The organism is Streptacidiphilus fuscans (assembly GCF_015690355.1).
GTDB lineage: Bacteria > Actinomycetota > Actinomycetes > Streptomycetales > Streptomycetaceae > Streptacidiphilus > Streptacidiphilus fuscans.
The window spans coordinates 214901-229525 of record NZ_JADPRT010000011.1; the positions used below are offsets into that span (position 1 = coordinate 214901).

Here is a 14625-nt window from a genome sequence, read left to right on the forward strand (position 1 = left end):
GTGAGACCTCGACCACCGTGTAGGTGAAGGTGGCCGCCGACATCTGGTCGAAAGACGGAAGGATCAAGGCGGTCGCCACCGCCAGCGGCCTCCACGACTGCGTGCAACCATCCAGGCCGCGGGCGACTGGCGCGCGATCATTGCTAGAAGGCGTGACGCGGCGATCTGCGGCACCCGGGTCCGGCCAGGTCGAGGGACAGAACACGAGAGTCAAGCTTCTCAAGCGCGCCGGATACGGCCGCGCCAGCTTCGACCTCCTACGCAAACGCATCCTGCACAGGACCTGAACCCGATCACAAGATCAGCGACAGAGCCCGTAATTCCCCGCAGGGAGCGCCAACTTCCCCGCCCACACGTTCGAGGGAGGTGCGGATTGCCTTCCCGCAGCACCGCCATGCGCTCATCCAGCAGGGCAATCCCCGACTGACGGCGCCCTCCGTCACAGATCAAGGGATCTCGCCCAGTTGCTTAGCAGCTCACGCGTGCAGGGTGCCGTCCAAGATCGTGACGGCGTTTCCGGTGAGGTGGACGCGGTCGCCGCGGAGAGCCGTGCGTACCAGGCCGCTGCGTGTGGACGTCTGGAGGCCGGTGAGCTCTTGGCGGCCGAGTCGTGCCGACCAGTACGGGGCGAGCGTGGTGTGGGCGCTGCCGGTGACCGGGTCCTCGGGGATGCCTCTGGCCGGTGCGAAGAAGCGGGAGACGAAGTCGTGGCCCTGGGTGTCCTTGGCGGCGGGGGCAGTGACGATGATGCCGCGTAGTGCGTTTCGGGTGGTCAGGTCGGCCACGGCGTCGAGGTCCGGCGTGAGGACCCGGACCGTGCTCTCGTCGGCGAAGATCGCGAGCAGGTCGCCGAGGCCAGCGGAGTGGAGGGCGGCCTCGGGGATGGCCCCCAGGGCCGTCGCGAGCCCGTCCGGTATGGGCACCGCGGTGGCGGGGACCGCCGGGAAGTCGAGTGTGATCGCGCCCTCCGCGTCGGCGTGAGCGGCCAGGACCCCGTGGTTCCGGCTCTGGAATCGGACGGTTCCCACGAGGCCCTTCTCCGCGCGCAGCGCGTGCGCGGTGGCGAGCGTGGCGTGGCCGCACAGGCCGGCCTCGACCCGCGGGGTGAACCAGCGGATCGCCCACTCGGCCTCGGCGGAATCGGGCAACGGAAGGGCGAAGGCTGTCTCGGAGTGGTTCATCTCGGCCGCGATCCGCTGCATCCAGGCGTCGTCCGGCCACTGCCCGGTCGGCAGCAGGCACACGGCGGCCGGGTTCCCGGAGAAGGGACGATCAGTGAAGGCATCAACGACGAAAAGGCGCATGTCAGGACCTTAACGGTGCCAGGACCTAGGCCACCAAAGGCGATCCAAAGCCGGCGGACTCACGTGGCCTCGGCACGGCGCGGGGGGCGCGTCCATCCTCGCGATGAGCGTGGGACTCCCGAGTTTTGGTTTGCCCGTGCGAGCCCGGCGATGAGGTTCGCTCGCCCGGCCGTCTCCTCGATTACCACGTGCTCCCGGTCGGCGTGCGCGCCACCGCCGGCCGTTCCCAGGCCATCGAGCGTCGGTACCCGAGCACGGCGGTGAAGTTGCCGTCGCTGCCACCGTTGACCACCTGGCCACCCCGCAGCACCCACGAGACGGCCGATCACGCGCCAGCCACAAGCGCGCACGGCACCGCGACCGGCGGCCGGTGGTGCCACAGGAAGTTCAAGAACCCCTTCATGTCCCGCGCGATGGCCAGCTTCGTATTCACTGAGAGGCTCACTGTGCCCGGCGACAGTACGTAGCCGTTCAGGTCAACGTCGTACTCCCCGGAAGGACTGATCAAGAACGGCGTATCCTCCTGGATCCCCTCACGGTCCAGCCACGTCCGCACGTCCAGCGACGTCAGCGCGACCAGTAGCGGCCGAGGCTCTGCAGGCATGGGCCGCTGACGCTACGTCACCCCAAGCTGCCATGGAAGCTCCACACCAGAAGAAACGACCTTCAAGCGCTTCTGGTCACTGTCCGGCTACGCATAATGCAAGACCAGGAGGTTGTTGACCGCGCGGAGCACGGCCAGACTCCCGCTCCCGCATGGTGACCTTCGTGATGGCCACGAGGCCGGCGTCCCGCATCACGTCCCGCAGCAGCGCGTAGGGCTTCGTTCTTTGGGGCAAATCGCTGTCGCGGCCCGTTGGGCGGCTGGTTTTCACAGCTCAGTGCCGGTGCTCGCAACTCTACTCAATGCAACAGGTGTTGTGCGATCGCCGGGTCGAGTGGACCGGGGCGCGCGATGCTAGGGTCGCGGCCGTGACTGAGCCGGGCACGGGTTCTGGAATGAGCGAGCGTGACTGCGTCATGAGCGCGCTCGGGCTGCGCGCCGTGCTGGCTTACCTCGATCGCGACGCCGTGTCGCTCGCCGCCGTTCTCGAACAGGTGGGGGCGTGGGACGATCTTCCCGAGGTGCCCCCGTTCCCGGCGGACGCACCCCGGTACCTCGTCGCAGTCGCCCGTGTGCACCAGTTGACCGAGCACTGGAGGCACGCGGGGGCCCAGGCCGGGCGGACCGCGCCCGGCCCCTCACCGCTTGCTGTGTTCAACGTGGGCCGCCTTGCCAGCCGGCTCGCGCCCGCGCCCTATCGGGACGGAGCCCAGTGGATGTGTTCGGACTCGGGTCGTGCCCGGCTCGCTCAAGACTTCGCTGGAACAGTCGCGGAGTTCGGCCCACAATCGCTCCTGGGCGCCTCAGCACTGGCCGCACGTACGGCCAATCGGCTCTTCGCCACCGAGCACGTGGTCTGTCTCAAGCTGGTCGAGATGATCCGCGCCTACGAGGCCGAGGCCAGCCGGACTCCCCGCAGTGAGCGGAGCGGCGCGGCCAGCGAGAACGAAGCGAGGGCATATCTCGGGGTCCTCTTCCCCAATGACGCGTTGATGTCTGCACCCGGGCACCTGCCGCCGCACGAGGCCGACATCATCGCCTTGCTCCAGCGCCACCTGAGTGAAACCCGCGCAGCAGGCACCACTACAGAGCAAGCTGATCTCCTGCGTACCTGGGTCAAGTCGATCCGCGGATTCCATGCGCTCCAGGCCGGTACCGGCGGCGCCTACCACACACCGCCCACCTCGCATCCACCTCGCTCACCGATCCCGACCTGACGCCGTTACGCGGCCCGGCGCACCAACCGCGCTAGGCAATCAAGATCGACTCCGACTATCGCTCGGTGGCGGCTTCCTCTGCGGTGCTCTCTGTTCACCGCCAGGACGGGTTGCGGCTCGGCAGCCAGGGGCCGAAGAGGGATTCGTAGTCTCCGGCCTCGCTCGTGAGGACGAAGTCAGGCGTCGTGGCGGACACCGCGGCGGTCATCGAGATGGCGAGGACCGCCGCGAAGGGCGCACTCCTGCGCCGGGGCCGGTGAACCCTGGACGTCTTCAACCGCCTGCTCCTGTTGTTGTGCACGCGCCAGCTGACTGTTCATCAGTTCAGCACGGTCATGAGGTTAAGCAGCAGAAGCTCGGCCGGAAGGGCCCCGTACGGACCAAAGCGGACTCCGTCGCTGCGCTGCACTGGGACGCTCTTCGCCGTGGCGATCAAGCCTTGGTGGCGCGTCGGCGGGCGGGCCGTCCCCGGGGCGCCGGGTTTTCGTCGCCTGCCCGAAAACTGCTCAGAACTGGCGTGGCCCGCCGTTCCCAGATGGGATGGCGGGCCACAGCTCCGGGGCAAGAGACCGGGAATTCCTCGCTCTTCACTGCGTAGAACGTCGCCTTGGCGGGCCTGGCGGTGGCCCACTCGACGGTGTCGGCCATCGTGGGGCGGCGCGCACCTACCGGGTCTGACGTCGCCTGGCATTCGGCGTGAGTGTTTCCCCGGTTGCCCTCACTCAGAATTGGATTGGCGGACTTTCTCCGCCGTACCAGTAGGTGGGGCTGGTGAAGTAGGCAATGGCGTAATAGGTCCCCGAGGGGAGGTTCCACATCTCAGGGGTTTCCTGGAAACCGCCGTCACCAAAACCAAGGCCGTTCCCTTGTTGGACTGAACATGAGCGGCTGTTGGGGACCAGATTCTGGTTGGCGTCGACGAGTTCCACGCACAGGTTGATGGACGTGTTGTTAGTGCCCCATGTATGGACCTCGCCCCAGGTGCCAGGGTCCTCGTCGTGGCTGACGCATGTCTCGACTTGGAGACCGTCGGCAGAGATCGGACTGCGGCAAAAGCGGCCGTCCGTGGCGCTGGCGGTGCCGGATGCGAAGAGGCTGGCACTGAGGGCGAGCGTAAGCACTGCCAGTAACGCAGCTAGGCGTTTCTTCAAGACCACTCCTTTTCAGTCAGGGCTTGTCGATCTAGGCCCGTGAGCGGCGCAGTGCGGGGGATTTCCCACAGACCCGCTCAGACCCTCACTAATCTAGGGTCGGCGACGCATCGTGTGGAGTGACAAATTGCACGGTGAAGCGGGGGTTCCGGTGCTGGATTGCACAGCGAGCCGACGCAAGGGGTTAGCTCGGGGACCTCGTGGTGATTCCGTGACCGCAGAGAGTTCGCTGTCGACCCGGGTACCGCCTCTGATGTGTCCGCTGGCGCACTGGCGGGCACAACCTGCGGATACACGACTCGGCCTCGTGTCGGGCGGCTCGGACAGGGCGGAGCCTTGGGGTGGCGGCCGGTCGCAGGTGCGGACAGCAGCAACGGGGTGGGGATGAGTTGGTCGGGCGGCCCGGACACGCGGCGGGTGCAGACGGCGATGTTGGGGGACGAGTACTCGGATGTGACGGTGGTGCTGCCGTTCGACGCGATCTAGGTGGACGTTTGTGAAGGCGCGCCTGGGGGCGTCGTTCTGGTGCGGAGTCCTGCTTGGTGGCTGCGGTCACCGCCTGACGGTCAAGCACTACACCGACCTTCTCTGAACTACTGAGCCGTGGTGTCCTCTGCCGAAGATCCTGGGCTGCCTGACAGGTCGGTGTCAGCAGCCGCGACCGCACCTGAGATCATCCCAGGCCATGTTCATAGCGAAGCGGAGACAACAGGCCATCGCTGGCGTCGAATCGCACGTGCGCGACTTCTTCGCAGGTCACGGACAGGTTCAAGCGCACGACTATGACCTTGGGCCCGGCCGTCGCGAAGCCGTTCCTGGGCTGCGCGTCATCGCGGCTAGTCCAGGGCCACGTGCCAATGCCTGGACATACGTCACCGCCGGGTGCTGGTCAATGGTCGAGAAGAATGGGCACGGTTTGGAGTTCGCACTGACCGCTCCGGCCGGCGACGTGAGCTTCGTCGACCTGCTCGCGAAGATCGCCTACTACCACGCGGGACACCACCTCGATCTTGAACACAGCATGCCCATCGGCGAGCCGTGGATGCCTGGTTCATCCTGCGACCATCTGCTCATCAGCCTGCCCTATATGCATGGCCCTGACCTGGAACGCTGTCCGCTTCCGAACGGACATGCGCGAATCCTCTGGGCCCTCCCGGTGACAGCGGCCGAGATCGCGTATCGCCGTGAGCACGGGCATGAAGCGCTGGAACAGCTCTTCGACGAGCACGAGATCGAGCCCACGGATCCCAAGCGCGCGTCAGTCGTCTGAGGCGCACGCCGTCGGGGCCATCCCCGTGCCCGCGGGGATGGTCCCAGGGCACGCAACGCCAACTACCTCACCAACACCGGCCGCACCGTGCCCCCGGGAAATGCCCGACGACGCACCCAGACCCGTATGCGGCTGCTCGGCTGCGGCTCAGTCCGCGTGACGTGGTGGCGACCTGGTGGCGACTTTGAGGGTCCCGCCGCTCTCGGTCGTGGACGGCGGGACCCTTGTGCGAATTGGCCTGTGGGGGTTGCGGTTGGGCGCGTTTTGCCGTCTGTGCAGTGAACATCGTGCGGAACTGGATACCTCGGCCTCGCCTCAGGAGCGGCCGGACTCTTGGGCGGTGTTGAGGACGTTGACCCCACGGAACAGCGCGGAGGGACAACCGTGGGAGACAGCAGCGACCTGGCCCGGCTGGGCCTTGCCACAGTTAAAAGCCCCACCCAGTACGTAAGTTGACGGTCCGCCAACCGCTTCCATGGAACTCCAGAACTCGGTTGTGCTGCCCTGGTAAGCCACGTCCTTGACCTGTCCTGCGAGCCGGCCGCTCCGGATCCTGTACGCCCGTTGTTGAGTAAACTGGAAGTTGTAGCGCTGCATGTCGATCGACCAGGACCGGTCGCCGACGATGTAGATGCCGTCCTCGACGCCCGCGATCAGGCCCTCGGTGTCCGGGCCGCCCTCGGCCGGTCGGAGGGAGACGTTGGCCATCCGCTGCACCGGCACGTGCGCGGGGGAGTCGGCGAAGGCGCAGCCGTTGGAGCGGCCGAGGCCCTTCATCCTCGCCATCCGCCGGTCCAGCTGGTAGCCGACCAGGGTGCCGTCCTTGACCAGGTCCCACTGCTGGGTCCGCACGCCCTCGTCGTCGTAGCCGATCGTGGCCAGCCCGTGCTCCACGGTGCGGTCGCCGGTGACGTGCATGACGTCGGAGCCGTAACGCAGCGAGCCGAGCTTGTCGAAGGTCGCGAACGAGGTGCCCGCGTAGGCGGCCTCGTACCCGAGCGCGCGGTCCAGCTCGGTGGCGTGGCCGATCGACTCGTGGATGGTCAGCCACAGGTTGGACGGGTCGACGACCAGGTCGTAGCGGCCCGCCTCGACGCTCGGCGCCTTCATCTTCTCGGCCAGCAGCTCCGGCAGCTGGGCGAGTTCGGCGTCCCAGTCCCAGCCGGTGCCGCGCAGGTACTCGAAGCCGCGGCCGACCGGCGGGGCCAGCGTCCGCATCGAGTCGAACGCGCCTGACGCCTCGTCGACCGAGACCGCCTCCAGCTCCGGGTGCAGCCGGACCCGCTGCTGGGTGGTGGTGGTCCCGGCGGTGTCCGCGTAGAACTTGTTCTCCTGGACGGCCAGCAGCGACGCCGTCACGTGCGAGACGCCCTGGGCGTCCAGCAGCCTGCGGCTCCAGTCCGCCAGCAGCGCCGCCTTCTCCGCGTCCGGGACGTCGAACGGGTTCTCCTCGTACGCGGAGACCCAGCTGACGTCGCCGTAGGACGGCTCCTCGGCCAGCTCCACGGTCTCCTCGCTGAGCCCGCCGGACAACCGCGCCACGGCGACCGCCTGTTCCGCGACCCGGGCCGCCGCCTCCGGCGTCAGGTCCACGCCCGCGGCGAAGCCCCAGGCGCCGTCGACGACCACGCGCACCGCGTAGCCGAGCTGCAACGCGTCCGAACCGCCCGCGGGCCGCGCGTCCCGCAGCCGCAGCGAGGCGCTGCGCACCCGCTCCAGACGGAAGTCCGCGTGGGCGGCGCCCAGCGCCTGCGCCCTGGTCAGGGCCGCCTCGGCGAGCCGCCGCAGCGGCAGCGCGAGGAACGCGCCGTCCACGCCCGGCGGGGTCGGAGTCTGCGACATGGGTCTCCTCGGTGAGGTGGGATCAACCGCTAACAGCATCCTGCCCTGATTCGGGGTCGGAGGTGCTTGTAACTGTCGGAAGCCGACAGTTACCCGCGCGCCGCGCTGTGGAGGGTCGATTCGCTCCCGCCCGCGCTCAGCGGATAGCGTCGCACTGTCCGCCCTTGGAGTGGACAGTCCCCGCAGCGCGGAGAGTCCCGCAGTTGAGAGAGGTATGCCTGTGAGCCGGTCGGTTCTGGTCACCGGAGGCAATCGGGGCATCGGCCTCGCCATCGCCCGGGCTTTCGCCGAGGCGGGCGACAAGGTCGCCGTCACCTACCGTTCCGGCGAGCCGCCGGAGGGTCTGCTGGGCGTCAGGTGCGACATCACCGACGGCGAGCAGGTCGACCAGGCGTTCAAGGAGATCGAGGCCGCCCACGGCCCGGTCGAGGTCCTGGTCGCCAACGCCGGCATCACCCGCGACACCCTGCTGCTGCGCATGTCCGAGGACGACTTCACCTCCGTCCTGGACACCAACCTCACCGGCACCTTCCGGGTGGTCAAGCGCGCCAGCAAGGCCATGCTCCGCGCCCGCAAGGGCCGGGTCGTGCTGATCTCCTCGGTCGTCGGCCTGCTGGGCTCGGCGGGCCAGGCCAACTACGCCGCGTCCAAGGCCGGCCTGGTCGGCTTCGCCCGTTCGCTCGCCCGCGAGCTGGGTTCGCGCAACATCACCGTCAACGTCGTCGCCCCGGGCTTCGTGGACACCGACATGACGGCGGTGCTCGGCGAGGAGCGCCGCGCCGAGATCGTCTCGCAGGTGCCGCTGGCCCGCTACGCCCAGCCGGAGGAGATCGCCGCCGCGGTGCGCTTCCTCTCCTCCGACGACGCCGCATACATCACCGGAGCCGTCATCCCCGTGGACGGCGGATTGGGAATGGGTCACTGAACACCATGAGTGGAATCCTCGAGGGCAAGCGCATCCTGATCACCGGGGTGCTGATGGAGTCCTCCATCGCCTTCCACGCCGCGAAGCTGGCGCAGGAGCAGGGCGCCGAGATCATCCTGACCGCGTTCCCGCGTCCCAGCCTGACCGAGCGCATCGCCAAGAAGCTGCCGAAGCCCGCGAAGGTGCTGGAGCTGGACGTCTCCAACGACGAGCAGCTGGCCGGCCTGGCCGAGAAGGTCCGCGCCGAGCTCGGCGACCGCCTGGACGGCGTCGTCCACTCCATCGGCTTCGCGCCGCAGGACGCCCTGGGCGGCAACTTCCTGAACACGCCGTGGGAGTCCGTCGCCACCGCGATGCAGGTCTCGGCGTTCTCGCTGAAGTCGCTGACCACGGCGCTGCTCCCGCTGATGACCGAGGGCGGCTCGGTCGTCGGCCTCACCTTCGACGCGCAGTTCGCGTGGCCGCAGTACGACTGGATGGGCCCGGCGAAGGCCGCGCTGGAGGCGACGTCGCGCTACCTGGCCAAGGAGCTGGGCAAGCAGGACATCCGCTGCAACCTGATCTCCGCCGGCCCGATCGGCTCGATGGCCGCGAAGTCCATCCCCGGTTTCGCCGACCTGGCGAAGACCTGGGACACCCGCTCCCCGATGACCTGGGACATGTCCGACCCGGAGCCGGCCGGCCGCGGGATCGTCGCCCTGCTCTCGGACTGGTTCCCGAAGACCACCGGCGAGATCATCCACGTCGACGGCGGCCTCCACGCCATCGGCGCGTAAGCGCTGTCAGGGGCGCGAGGAACTGCGCGAGCAACCACCCAGTGCGGATGGCCCTGCTCTCCCCCAGCCTTCGGCCGGGGGTACCCCCATGGCGAGTCACCACACAGGGTGGCTTGTCGCGCAGTTCCTCGCGCCCCTGACGTTTGCAACGAGCCCTCCGTGCAAAGGCCTACCGGCACGACTGGAGCGCGGACGCCGCCTCCGCTGACGCGCGGTCGCCGTCGCCGGCGCGGATCGCGTCCAGGATGCCGTCGTGGCTGACGTACCGGCTCTCCTCCAGGACCGGGCCCACGACCGAGCGCAGCTCCTCCCGCATCACCTCGCCGAGGTCGGCGTAGAGCGCGGAGAGGACCTCGTTGTGGGACGCGGCCGTCACCGCCTGGTGGAACGCCGCGTCGTTGAGCACGAACGCCTCCACGTCGCCTGAGCGCCAAGCGTCCTCGCGGCGCCGCAGCGCCGTCTCCAGCAGCCGGAGATCCTGCGCCGAGCGGCGCGACGCCGCCAGCCGGGCCGCGGACGCCTCCAGCGCCTGGCGGAGCTCGGTGACCTCCGCCTTGTCCGCGTCGGCGAAGCGCCGGTGCATGACGCCGGCCAGCTCGCTGGTGGCGAGCACGTACGTGCCCGAGCCCTGACGGATGTCGAGCAGGCCGTTGTGGGCCAGTGCCCGGACCGCCTCGCGGACGGTGTTGCGGGCCACGCCGAGGCGTTCCACCAGCTCGGCCTCGGTGGGAATGCGGGAGCCCACGGGCCACTCACCCGAGGTGATCTGGCTGCGCAACTGCGCGATCACCTGGTCGGCCAGCGGCTCGCGCCGGGGCGAGGTCAGTGCCATGTCGCTCCTGTCGGCTCGTTCTGAGTGCGGAACATCATCCCGCGTTCGGGAGGGGAGCAAAACCCGCTCCCCAGATTCATCCCATCATTGTATGATCCAGCCATGCCTGCCGACCAGACAGCCGCTCCCGCATTGCCGAACGTCGAGCCCACCACCACGGCCCGCACCACCACCTTCACCCCCGCCCCCGCACCGGTGCGCGTCAAGGCGCGCTGGCTGTTGGCGCTCGCGCTCGCCGTCGCCGCGTTCAACCTGCGGCCCGCCGTCGCCTCGCTCGGGCCGCAGCTGGACACGGTGCGGACCAGCCTGCACATGAGCGCCGGGCTCGCCGGACTGCTGACGGCCCTGCCGTCGCTCTGCTTCGCGCTGTTCGGGCTGGCGGCGCCCAAACTGGCCCGGCGGCTCGGTCCAGCGGTGACGGTCTGCCTGGGCATGGCGGCCGTGACGCTCGGGGTCGCCGCCCGCTCGTTCGCCCCGAACAGCGCGGTGTTCCTGCTGCTCAGCGCGCTCGCCCTGGCAGGCATCGCGGTGTCGAACGTGCTGATGCCGGTGCTGGTCAAGCGGTACTTCCCGGACCGGCTCGGACCGGTCACCGGCCTCTACTCGATGTCGCTGGCGCTCGGCACCTCGGTCGCGGCGGCCCTGGCGGTGCCGCTGACCACCGCGCTGGGCGGCGGCTGGCGGGTCGGGCTCGGCGTCTGGGCGCTGGCGGGCGGGGTCGCGCTGGCGCTCTGGCTGTTCCAGGCGGCGACGCTGCGCCGCGACGGCGCGGGCGCCCCGGCCGCGGGCACGGCGACGGTTCGGATCACCCGGAGCCGGACCGCCTGGCTGCTCGGCGTCTTCTTCGGTCTTCAGGCCACCGCCGCCTACGTCACCATGGGCTGGCTGCCGCAGATCTTCCAGGACGCCGGGGTCTCCGCGACGCAGTCGGGCGTGCTGCTCGCCGTCACCATGGCCGTCGGCGCCCCGCTCTCCTTCGTGATCCCCTCGCTGGCGACGCGGATGCCGCACCAGGGGCCGATCGCGGCCGTCCTCGCCGCCTGCGGGCTCGCCGCCTACGCGGGCCTCGGCTTCGCCCCGGCGGCCGCGCCGTACGTCTGGGCGCTGCTGCTCGGCATCGCCAACTGCACCTTCCCGCTGGCGCTGACCATGATCGGCCTGCGCTCGCGGACCAGCGAGGGCGTGGCCCGGCTCTCCGCCTTCGTCCAGGGCATCGGATACCTGATCTCGGTGCCGGGCCCGGTGCTGATCGGCGTGCTGTACCAGCACGAGCACGGCTGGGGCCACGCGTTGATCCTGATGGCCGTGCTGATGACGGTCCAGCTGTTCCTCGGACTCGCCGCGGGACGACCCCGGCAGATCGAGGACGAGGGGTGAGTGGCAGACTTCTGGCCATGCCTGTTCTCGAACCGAATCCCACCGGTGGCAACAAGAAGCTCCTGCAGATGTTCGGGCTGATCGGCCTGATCATGGTGGTCATCGCGATCATCGCCACCATCGGCGCGAACTTCGGGTGAGCTCCTGCCGCTTCGTCCGCTTTCTGCGAAGCTGACAGACATGAGCGTCGACACGTCCCGCACGATCATCGTCCTCCGCCACGCCAAGGCCGACTGGCCCTCGGGGGTGGCCGACCACGACCGGCCGCTGGCCGACCGTGGACGCAAGGACGCCCCCAACGCCGGCCGCTGGCTGGCCGTTGCGGGTATCGTCCCTGACCTGGCCCTCTGCTCGACCGCCGCACGTACCAGGGAGACCTGGAAGCTCTTCGCCCACGAGCTGCCGGAGCGCCCGCGCACGGTCTACGAGGACCGCCTCTACGAGGCCGCCCCGGGTCAGCTGATCGAGGTGCTGCAGGAGCTTCCGGAGGACGTCCGGACGGTGCTGCTGGTCGGCCACAACCCCGGCGTGCAGGGCCTGGCGGAGATCCTCTCCGGCGAGTTCGAGGAGGACACCCTCGGCCGCCTGCGCTCGACCGGCTTCCCGACCTCGGCGGTCGCCGTGATCGACGCGCCGTCCCCGTGGAAGGGCCTCGAACCCGGCATCGGCAAGCTCCGCGCGTTCTACGCGCCGGCGGAGGTGGACTGAGCTGCACGCCCGGCGTATGCCGGTCGCACCTGTGAAGGCCCCCGGCTCCGGCTGGGGGCCTTCGCGGCTCCGCCGTGCTCCGCCGTGCTCCGGGTTCACCCGTGCGGCAGAACGCGTCCGGCCTACCGCGCGGCGGCCAGCTCGTTGATCTCGGGGCTGGCCAGCACGCGCGGACCGGCGCCGTGCAGGTCGACGACGGCGAGCATGGCGCGGCCCAGGTTCTCCGTCGTGGTGACGTGTCTCGGCGCCAGCCGGGAGACCAGCGGGTAGGCGGGCCGGAAGGCCGCGTACGCGGCCCGGTACCAGCCGGTTTTCGCCCGTTCGCCGTGCATCGGCTGGATCCAGCCGGGCCGGAACAGGTACGCGATCAGCCCCTCCTGCGCCAGCAGCGCGTTCTCCGTGGCGCCCTTGACGCGCGCCCAGGCCACCCGGCCGCGCTCGGTCGCGTCGGTGCCTTCACCGGAGACGTAGGTGAAGGTCAACCCGGGGCTGGCGAAGGCGAGTTCGCGGGCCGCGGCCATGGTGAAGTCGTAGGTGATCCGCCGGTAGGTGTCCGCGTTCTGGCCCACGCTGGAGACGCCGAGGCAGAAGAAGCAGGCCGCGGCGTGCTCGAAGTGGTCGTGCAGCGCGGAGAAGTCGGTGAAGTCGTCGTGCACGACCTCGGTCAGCTTCGCAGCGCCCTGCGGGACGGGCTGCGTGAGCGGCCTGCGGACCACGGCGACGACCTCGCCCACCCGCTCGTCCCGCAGGCACTCGCGCAGCACGCCCTGCCCGACCATCCCCGAGGCGCCGAACAGGACCAGCTTCATGCTCATACAGGAACGCTACAGCGCGCCCTTGCCGTCGGCGTCCGTCCCGGCCGGACGCGGTTCCAGCACGGTCACGTCGGCGGGCCGCTCGCGCAGCGCGTCGAGCTCCGGGCCCAGCTTCGCCAGGACCGCTCCGGAGGCGTGGGCGTCGAGGTGGGCGCGGGTGGCCCACTTCTCCAGCACCACGATCGAGGTGCCGTCGGTGTGCAGGGCGTAGAGCTCGCAGCCGGGCTCGGCGTGGACGGCGTCGATGTGGCGCGCGTACGCGGCGAGCGCCTCCTCCAGCTTGCCGGGCTTCGGGTGGACCACGGCGGTGACGACCACGGACATCTGCGGCTCCTTCGCTTTCGCTGTGCGACTTCGCTGATCGGTGCTCTCCCTGGCCAACCCTGCCGCCCCGGGACGTGTTCCCGTGCCGACTACTGTGGCCGCATGGAGATCTGGATCAACCCCCGCTGCAGCAAGTGCCGCGTCGCCGTCGACCTGCTCGACGAGGCCGGGGCGGAGTACACGGTGCGCCGCTACCTGGAGGAGCCGCCGACCGTGGCCGAGCTGGAGGCGGTGCTCGGGCGGCTCGGTCTGGAGCCGTGGGACATCACCCGCACCGACGAGGCGGTGGCCAAGGAGCTGGGCATGAAGGACCGTCAGGTCTGGCCCCGGGAGGCGGAGTCACGCGGCAGGTGGGTCGCCGCGCTGGCGGAGCACCCGGTGCTGATCCAGCGCCCGATCATCACCGCCGACGACGGCACCACGGTCGTCGGCCGCACCGAGGAGGCCCTGGCCAAGGTCGTACCGGGCAAGTAAGCCGGGGAGGAAGCCGGGGGAAGTAGGCCGGGGCGGTGCCAGGAAAAGTAATCCGTGGCGGTCGCTCCCGGCCGCTGGCAGGATCGCCCGATGACCACCTCCTTGCCGTCGGACCTCCCGTCCTCGGACACCTGCCTCGCACCGGACGGAACCCACCTCGCCTTCCACCGGGAGGGCAGCGGCCCGCCGCTCGTCTGCCTCCCGGGCGGGCCGATGACCGCCTCCGCCTATCTCGGTGATCTGGGCGGCCTCGCCGCCCACCGCACCCTGGTCCGGCTGGACCTGCGCGGGACGGGCGCGTCGGCGAAGCCCGTCGACAAGGCCAGCTACCGCGTCGACCGGCAGGTCGCCGACGTGGAGGCGCTGCGCGAGCGGCTGGCCGAGGAGGATCCGGCAGCGGAGCGGATCGACCTGCTGGCCCACTCCGCCGCCGGTGACCTCGCGCTCCACTACGCCGCCCATCATCCGCAGCGGGTGCGCTCGCTGGTGCTGGTCACCGCCCGGGCGCGCGCGGCTGGGATCGACTTCCCGGTCGAGCAGCGCCGCGAGGCACTGCCGCTGCGCAGCGGCGAGCCCTGGTACGGCGAGGCGGTGGCCGCCTTCGAACGGGCCATGACGGGAGCGGCGACCGACGCCGACTGGTCGGTGCTCGACCGTCTCGTCTACGGCCGTTGGGACGCCGCCGCCCAGGCCCACGCCGCCCTGGTGGCCGAGCTGTTCGACGAGGAGGCCGCCCAGGCCTACCTCAGCCCCGGCGCCTTCGACGACGCCGAAGCGGTCCGGGCGACGCTGTCGGAGCTGGACGTCCCGGTGCTGGTCCTGGCGGGCGAACTCGACCCGTCCCCGCGCCCGTCGGCGGCGGCGCAGGTCGCCGGGATCTTCCCGCGCGGCGAGCTCGTCGTGCAGCCGGGCTCCGGCCACAACCCGTGGATCGACGGCCCGGAGGAGTTCGTCCGGACCGTCGAGGGGTTCCTCGCGCGCCGCCCCTGAACGGGCTTCCGGGCGA

Annotated in this window: 17 protein-coding genes; 9 read left to right on the forward strand and 8 right to left on the reverse strand. The window is 70.0% G+C overall.

What is annotated here, in order from left to right:
• Positions 1 to 476: 476 nt before the first annotated feature.
• Positions 477 to 1304 (reverse strand): PhzF family phenazine biosynthesis protein, encoded by an 828-nt coding sequence (locus tag I2501_RS25390; protein WP_196196510.1) that lies wholly within the window; start codon positions 1302 to 1304, stop codon positions 477 to 479.
• Between the two features lie 325 nt (positions 1305 to 1629).
• Positions 1630 to 1908, reverse strand: a complete 279-nt coding sequence (locus I2501_RS25395; RefSeq protein WP_196196511.1) for a hypothetical protein — start codon at positions 1906 to 1908, stop codon at positions 1630 to 1632.
• 368 nt (positions 1909 to 2276) lie between these two features.
• Here I2501_RS25395 and I2501_RS25400 point away from each other — a divergent pair, with 368 nt between their 5' ends.
• A complete protein-coding gene (locus I2501_RS25400) occupies positions 2277 to 3125 on the forward strand; it encodes a hypothetical protein (protein WP_196196512.1) in 849 nt (282 codons plus the stop codon).
• 94 nt (positions 3126 to 3219) lie between these two features.
• On the opposite strand, the gene I2501_RS25405 is transcribed toward I2501_RS25400, so the two are convergent.
• Both I2501_RS25405 and I2501_RS25410 read right to left on the reverse strand, forming a co-directional pair.
• Positions 3220 to 3402: a hypothetical protein gene (locus I2501_RS25405; RefSeq protein WP_196196615.1), complete on the reverse strand. Its 183-nt coding sequence runs from the start codon at positions 3400 to 3402 to the stop codon at positions 3220 to 3222.
• A 445-nt stretch (positions 3403 to 3847) separates the two neighbouring features.
• Positions 3848 to 4276, reverse strand: a complete 429-nt coding sequence (locus I2501_RS25410) for a hypothetical protein (RefSeq protein WP_196196513.1) — start codon at positions 4274 to 4276, stop codon at positions 3848 to 3850.
• Positions 4277 to 4961: 685 nt separating this feature from the next.
• Between I2501_RS25410 and I2501_RS25415 the strand changes: the two genes are divergently transcribed.
• The gene (locus tag I2501_RS25415; RefSeq protein ID WP_196196514.1) at positions 4962 to 5546 is read left to right on the forward strand and encodes a suppressor of fused domain protein; all 585 of its coding nucleotides are present in this window, start codon (positions 4962 to 4964) and stop codon (positions 5544 to 5546) included.
• A 315-nt stretch (positions 5547 to 5861) separates the two neighbouring features.
• Here the strand turns inward: I2501_RS25415 and I2501_RS25420 are convergent, their stop codons facing one another.
• Complete coding sequence (locus tag I2501_RS25420; RefSeq protein ID WP_236047160.1) at positions 5862 to 7388, reverse strand: TldD/PmbA family protein; 1527 nt, start codon at positions 7386 to 7388, stop codon at positions 5862 to 5864.
• A 220-nt stretch (positions 7389 to 7608) separates the two neighbouring features.
• On the opposite strand from I2501_RS25420, the gene fabG reads away from it, so the two are divergent.
• Together fabG and fabI are read left to right on the forward strand one after the other, a co-directional pair.
• The gene (gene fabG / locus I2501_RS25425; RefSeq protein ID WP_196196516.1) at positions 7609 to 8313 is read left to right on the forward strand and encodes a 3-oxoacyl-[acyl-carrier-protein] reductase; all 705 of its coding nucleotides are present in this window, start codon (positions 7609 to 7611) and stop codon (positions 8311 to 8313) included.
• 5 nt (positions 8314 to 8318) lie between these two features.
• Positions 8319 to 9089: an enoyl-ACP reductase FabI gene (fabI, locus tag I2501_RS25430; RefSeq protein ID WP_196196517.1), complete on the forward strand. Its 771-nt coding sequence runs from the start codon at positions 8319 to 8321 to the stop codon at positions 9087 to 9089.
• Positions 9090 to 9258: 169 nt separating this feature from the next.
• On the opposite strand, the gene I2501_RS25435 is transcribed toward fabI, so the two are convergent.
• The gene (locus tag I2501_RS25435) at positions 9259 to 9921 is read right to left on the reverse strand and encodes a FadR/GntR family transcriptional regulator (RefSeq protein ID WP_196196518.1); all 663 of its coding nucleotides are present in this window, start codon (positions 9919 to 9921) and stop codon (positions 9259 to 9261) included.
• A gap of 102 nt (positions 9922 to 10023) precedes the next feature.
• Here I2501_RS25435 and I2501_RS25440 point away from each other — a divergent pair, with 102 nt between their 5' ends.
• The 3 genes from I2501_RS25440 to I2501_RS25445 are packed head-to-tail and all read left to right on the forward strand — an operon-like array spanning position 10024 to position 12006.
• Positions 10024 to 11298 (forward strand): CynX/NimT family MFS transporter, encoded by a 1275-nt coding sequence (locus I2501_RS25440; RefSeq protein WP_196196519.1) that lies wholly within the window; start codon positions 10024 to 10026, stop codon positions 11296 to 11298.
• 17 nt (positions 11299 to 11315) lie between these two features.
• Positions 11316 to 11438, forward strand: a complete 123-nt coding sequence (locus tag I2501_RS40335) for an SGM_5486 family transporter-associated protein (RefSeq protein WP_268926978.1) — start codon at positions 11316 to 11318, stop codon at positions 11436 to 11438.
• Positions 11439 to 11478: 40 nt separating this feature from the next.
• A complete protein-coding gene (locus tag I2501_RS25445; protein ID WP_196196520.1) occupies positions 11479 to 12006 on the forward strand; it encodes a SixA phosphatase family protein in 528 nt (175 codons plus the stop codon).
• 122 nt (positions 12007 to 12128) lie between these two features.
• Here I2501_RS25445 and I2501_RS25450 read toward each other — a convergent pair whose 3' ends face one another.
• The gene (locus I2501_RS25450; RefSeq protein WP_236047162.1) at positions 12129 to 12821 is read right to left on the reverse strand and encodes an NAD(P)H-binding protein; all 693 of its coding nucleotides are present in this window, start codon (positions 12819 to 12821) and stop codon (positions 12129 to 12131) included.
• Positions 12822 to 12830: 9 nt separating this feature from the next.
• Positions 12831 to 13145, reverse strand: a complete 315-nt coding sequence (locus I2501_RS25455) for a putative quinol monooxygenase (protein ID WP_196196521.1) — start codon at positions 13143 to 13145, stop codon at positions 12831 to 12833.
• Between the two features lie 102 nt (positions 13146 to 13247).
• On the opposite strand from I2501_RS25455, the gene I2501_RS25460 reads away from it, so the two are divergent.
• Both I2501_RS25460 and I2501_RS25465 read left to right on the forward strand, forming a co-directional pair.
• The gene (locus tag I2501_RS25460; protein ID WP_196196522.1) at positions 13248 to 13619 is read left to right on the forward strand and encodes an arsenate reductase family protein; all 372 of its coding nucleotides are present in this window, start codon (positions 13248 to 13250) and stop codon (positions 13617 to 13619) included.
• Between the two features lie 90 nt (positions 13620 to 13709).
• Complete coding sequence (locus I2501_RS25465) at positions 13710 to 14609, forward strand: alpha/beta fold hydrolase (protein ID WP_196196523.1); 900 nt, start codon at positions 13710 to 13712, stop codon at positions 14607 to 14609.
• Positions 14610 to 14625: the final 16 nt, after the last annotated feature.

Coding starts and splice junctions, on each gene's coding strand:
- I2501_RS25415 (WP_196196514.1), top strand. CDS start 4,962: ATGTTCATAGCGAAGCGGAGACAACAGGCCATCGCTGGCGTCGAATCG.
- I2501_RS25445 (WP_196196520.1), top strand. CDS start 11,479: ATGAGCGTCGACACGTCCCGCACGATCATCGTCCTCCGCCACGCCAAG.
- I2501_RS25435 (WP_196196518.1), bottom strand. CDS start 9,921: ATGGCACTGACCTCGCCCCGGCGCGAGCCGCTGGCCGACCAGGTGATC.
- I2501_RS40335 (WP_268926978.1), top strand. CDS start 11,316: ATGCCTGTTCTCGAACCGAATCCCACCGGTGGCAACAAGAAGCTCCTG.
- I2501_RS25395 (WP_196196511.1), bottom strand. CDS start 1,908: ATGCCTGCAGAGCCTCGGCCGCTACTGGTCGCGCTGACGTCGCTGGAC.
- I2501_RS25450 (WP_236047162.1), bottom strand. CDS start 12,821: ATGAGCATGAAGCTGGTCCTGTTCGGCGCCTCGGGGATGGTCGGGCAG.
- I2501_RS25455 (WP_196196521.1), bottom strand. CDS start 13,145: ATGTCCGTGGTCGTCACCGCCGTGGTCCACCCGAAGCCCGGCAAGCTG.
- fabI (WP_196196517.1), top strand. CDS start 8,319: ATGAGTGGAATCCTCGAGGGCAAGCGCATCCTGATCACCGGGGTGCTG.
- I2501_RS25465 (WP_196196523.1), top strand. CDS start 13,710: ATGACCACCTCCTTGCCGTCGGACCTCCCGTCCTCGGACACCTGCCTC.
- I2501_RS25420 (WP_236047160.1), bottom strand. CDS start 7,388: ATGTCGCAGACTCCGACCCCGCCGGGCGTGGACGGCGCGTTCCTCGCG.
- I2501_RS25390 (WP_196196510.1), bottom strand. CDS start 1,304: ATGCGCCTTTTCGTCGTTGATGCCTTCACTGATCGTCCCTTCTCCGGG.
- I2501_RS25460 (WP_196196522.1), top strand. CDS start 13,248: ATGGAGATCTGGATCAACCCCCGCTGCAGCAAGTGCCGCGTCGCCGTC.
- I2501_RS25440 (WP_196196519.1), top strand. CDS start 10,024: ATGCCTGCCGACCAGACAGCCGCTCCCGCATTGCCGAACGTCGAGCCC.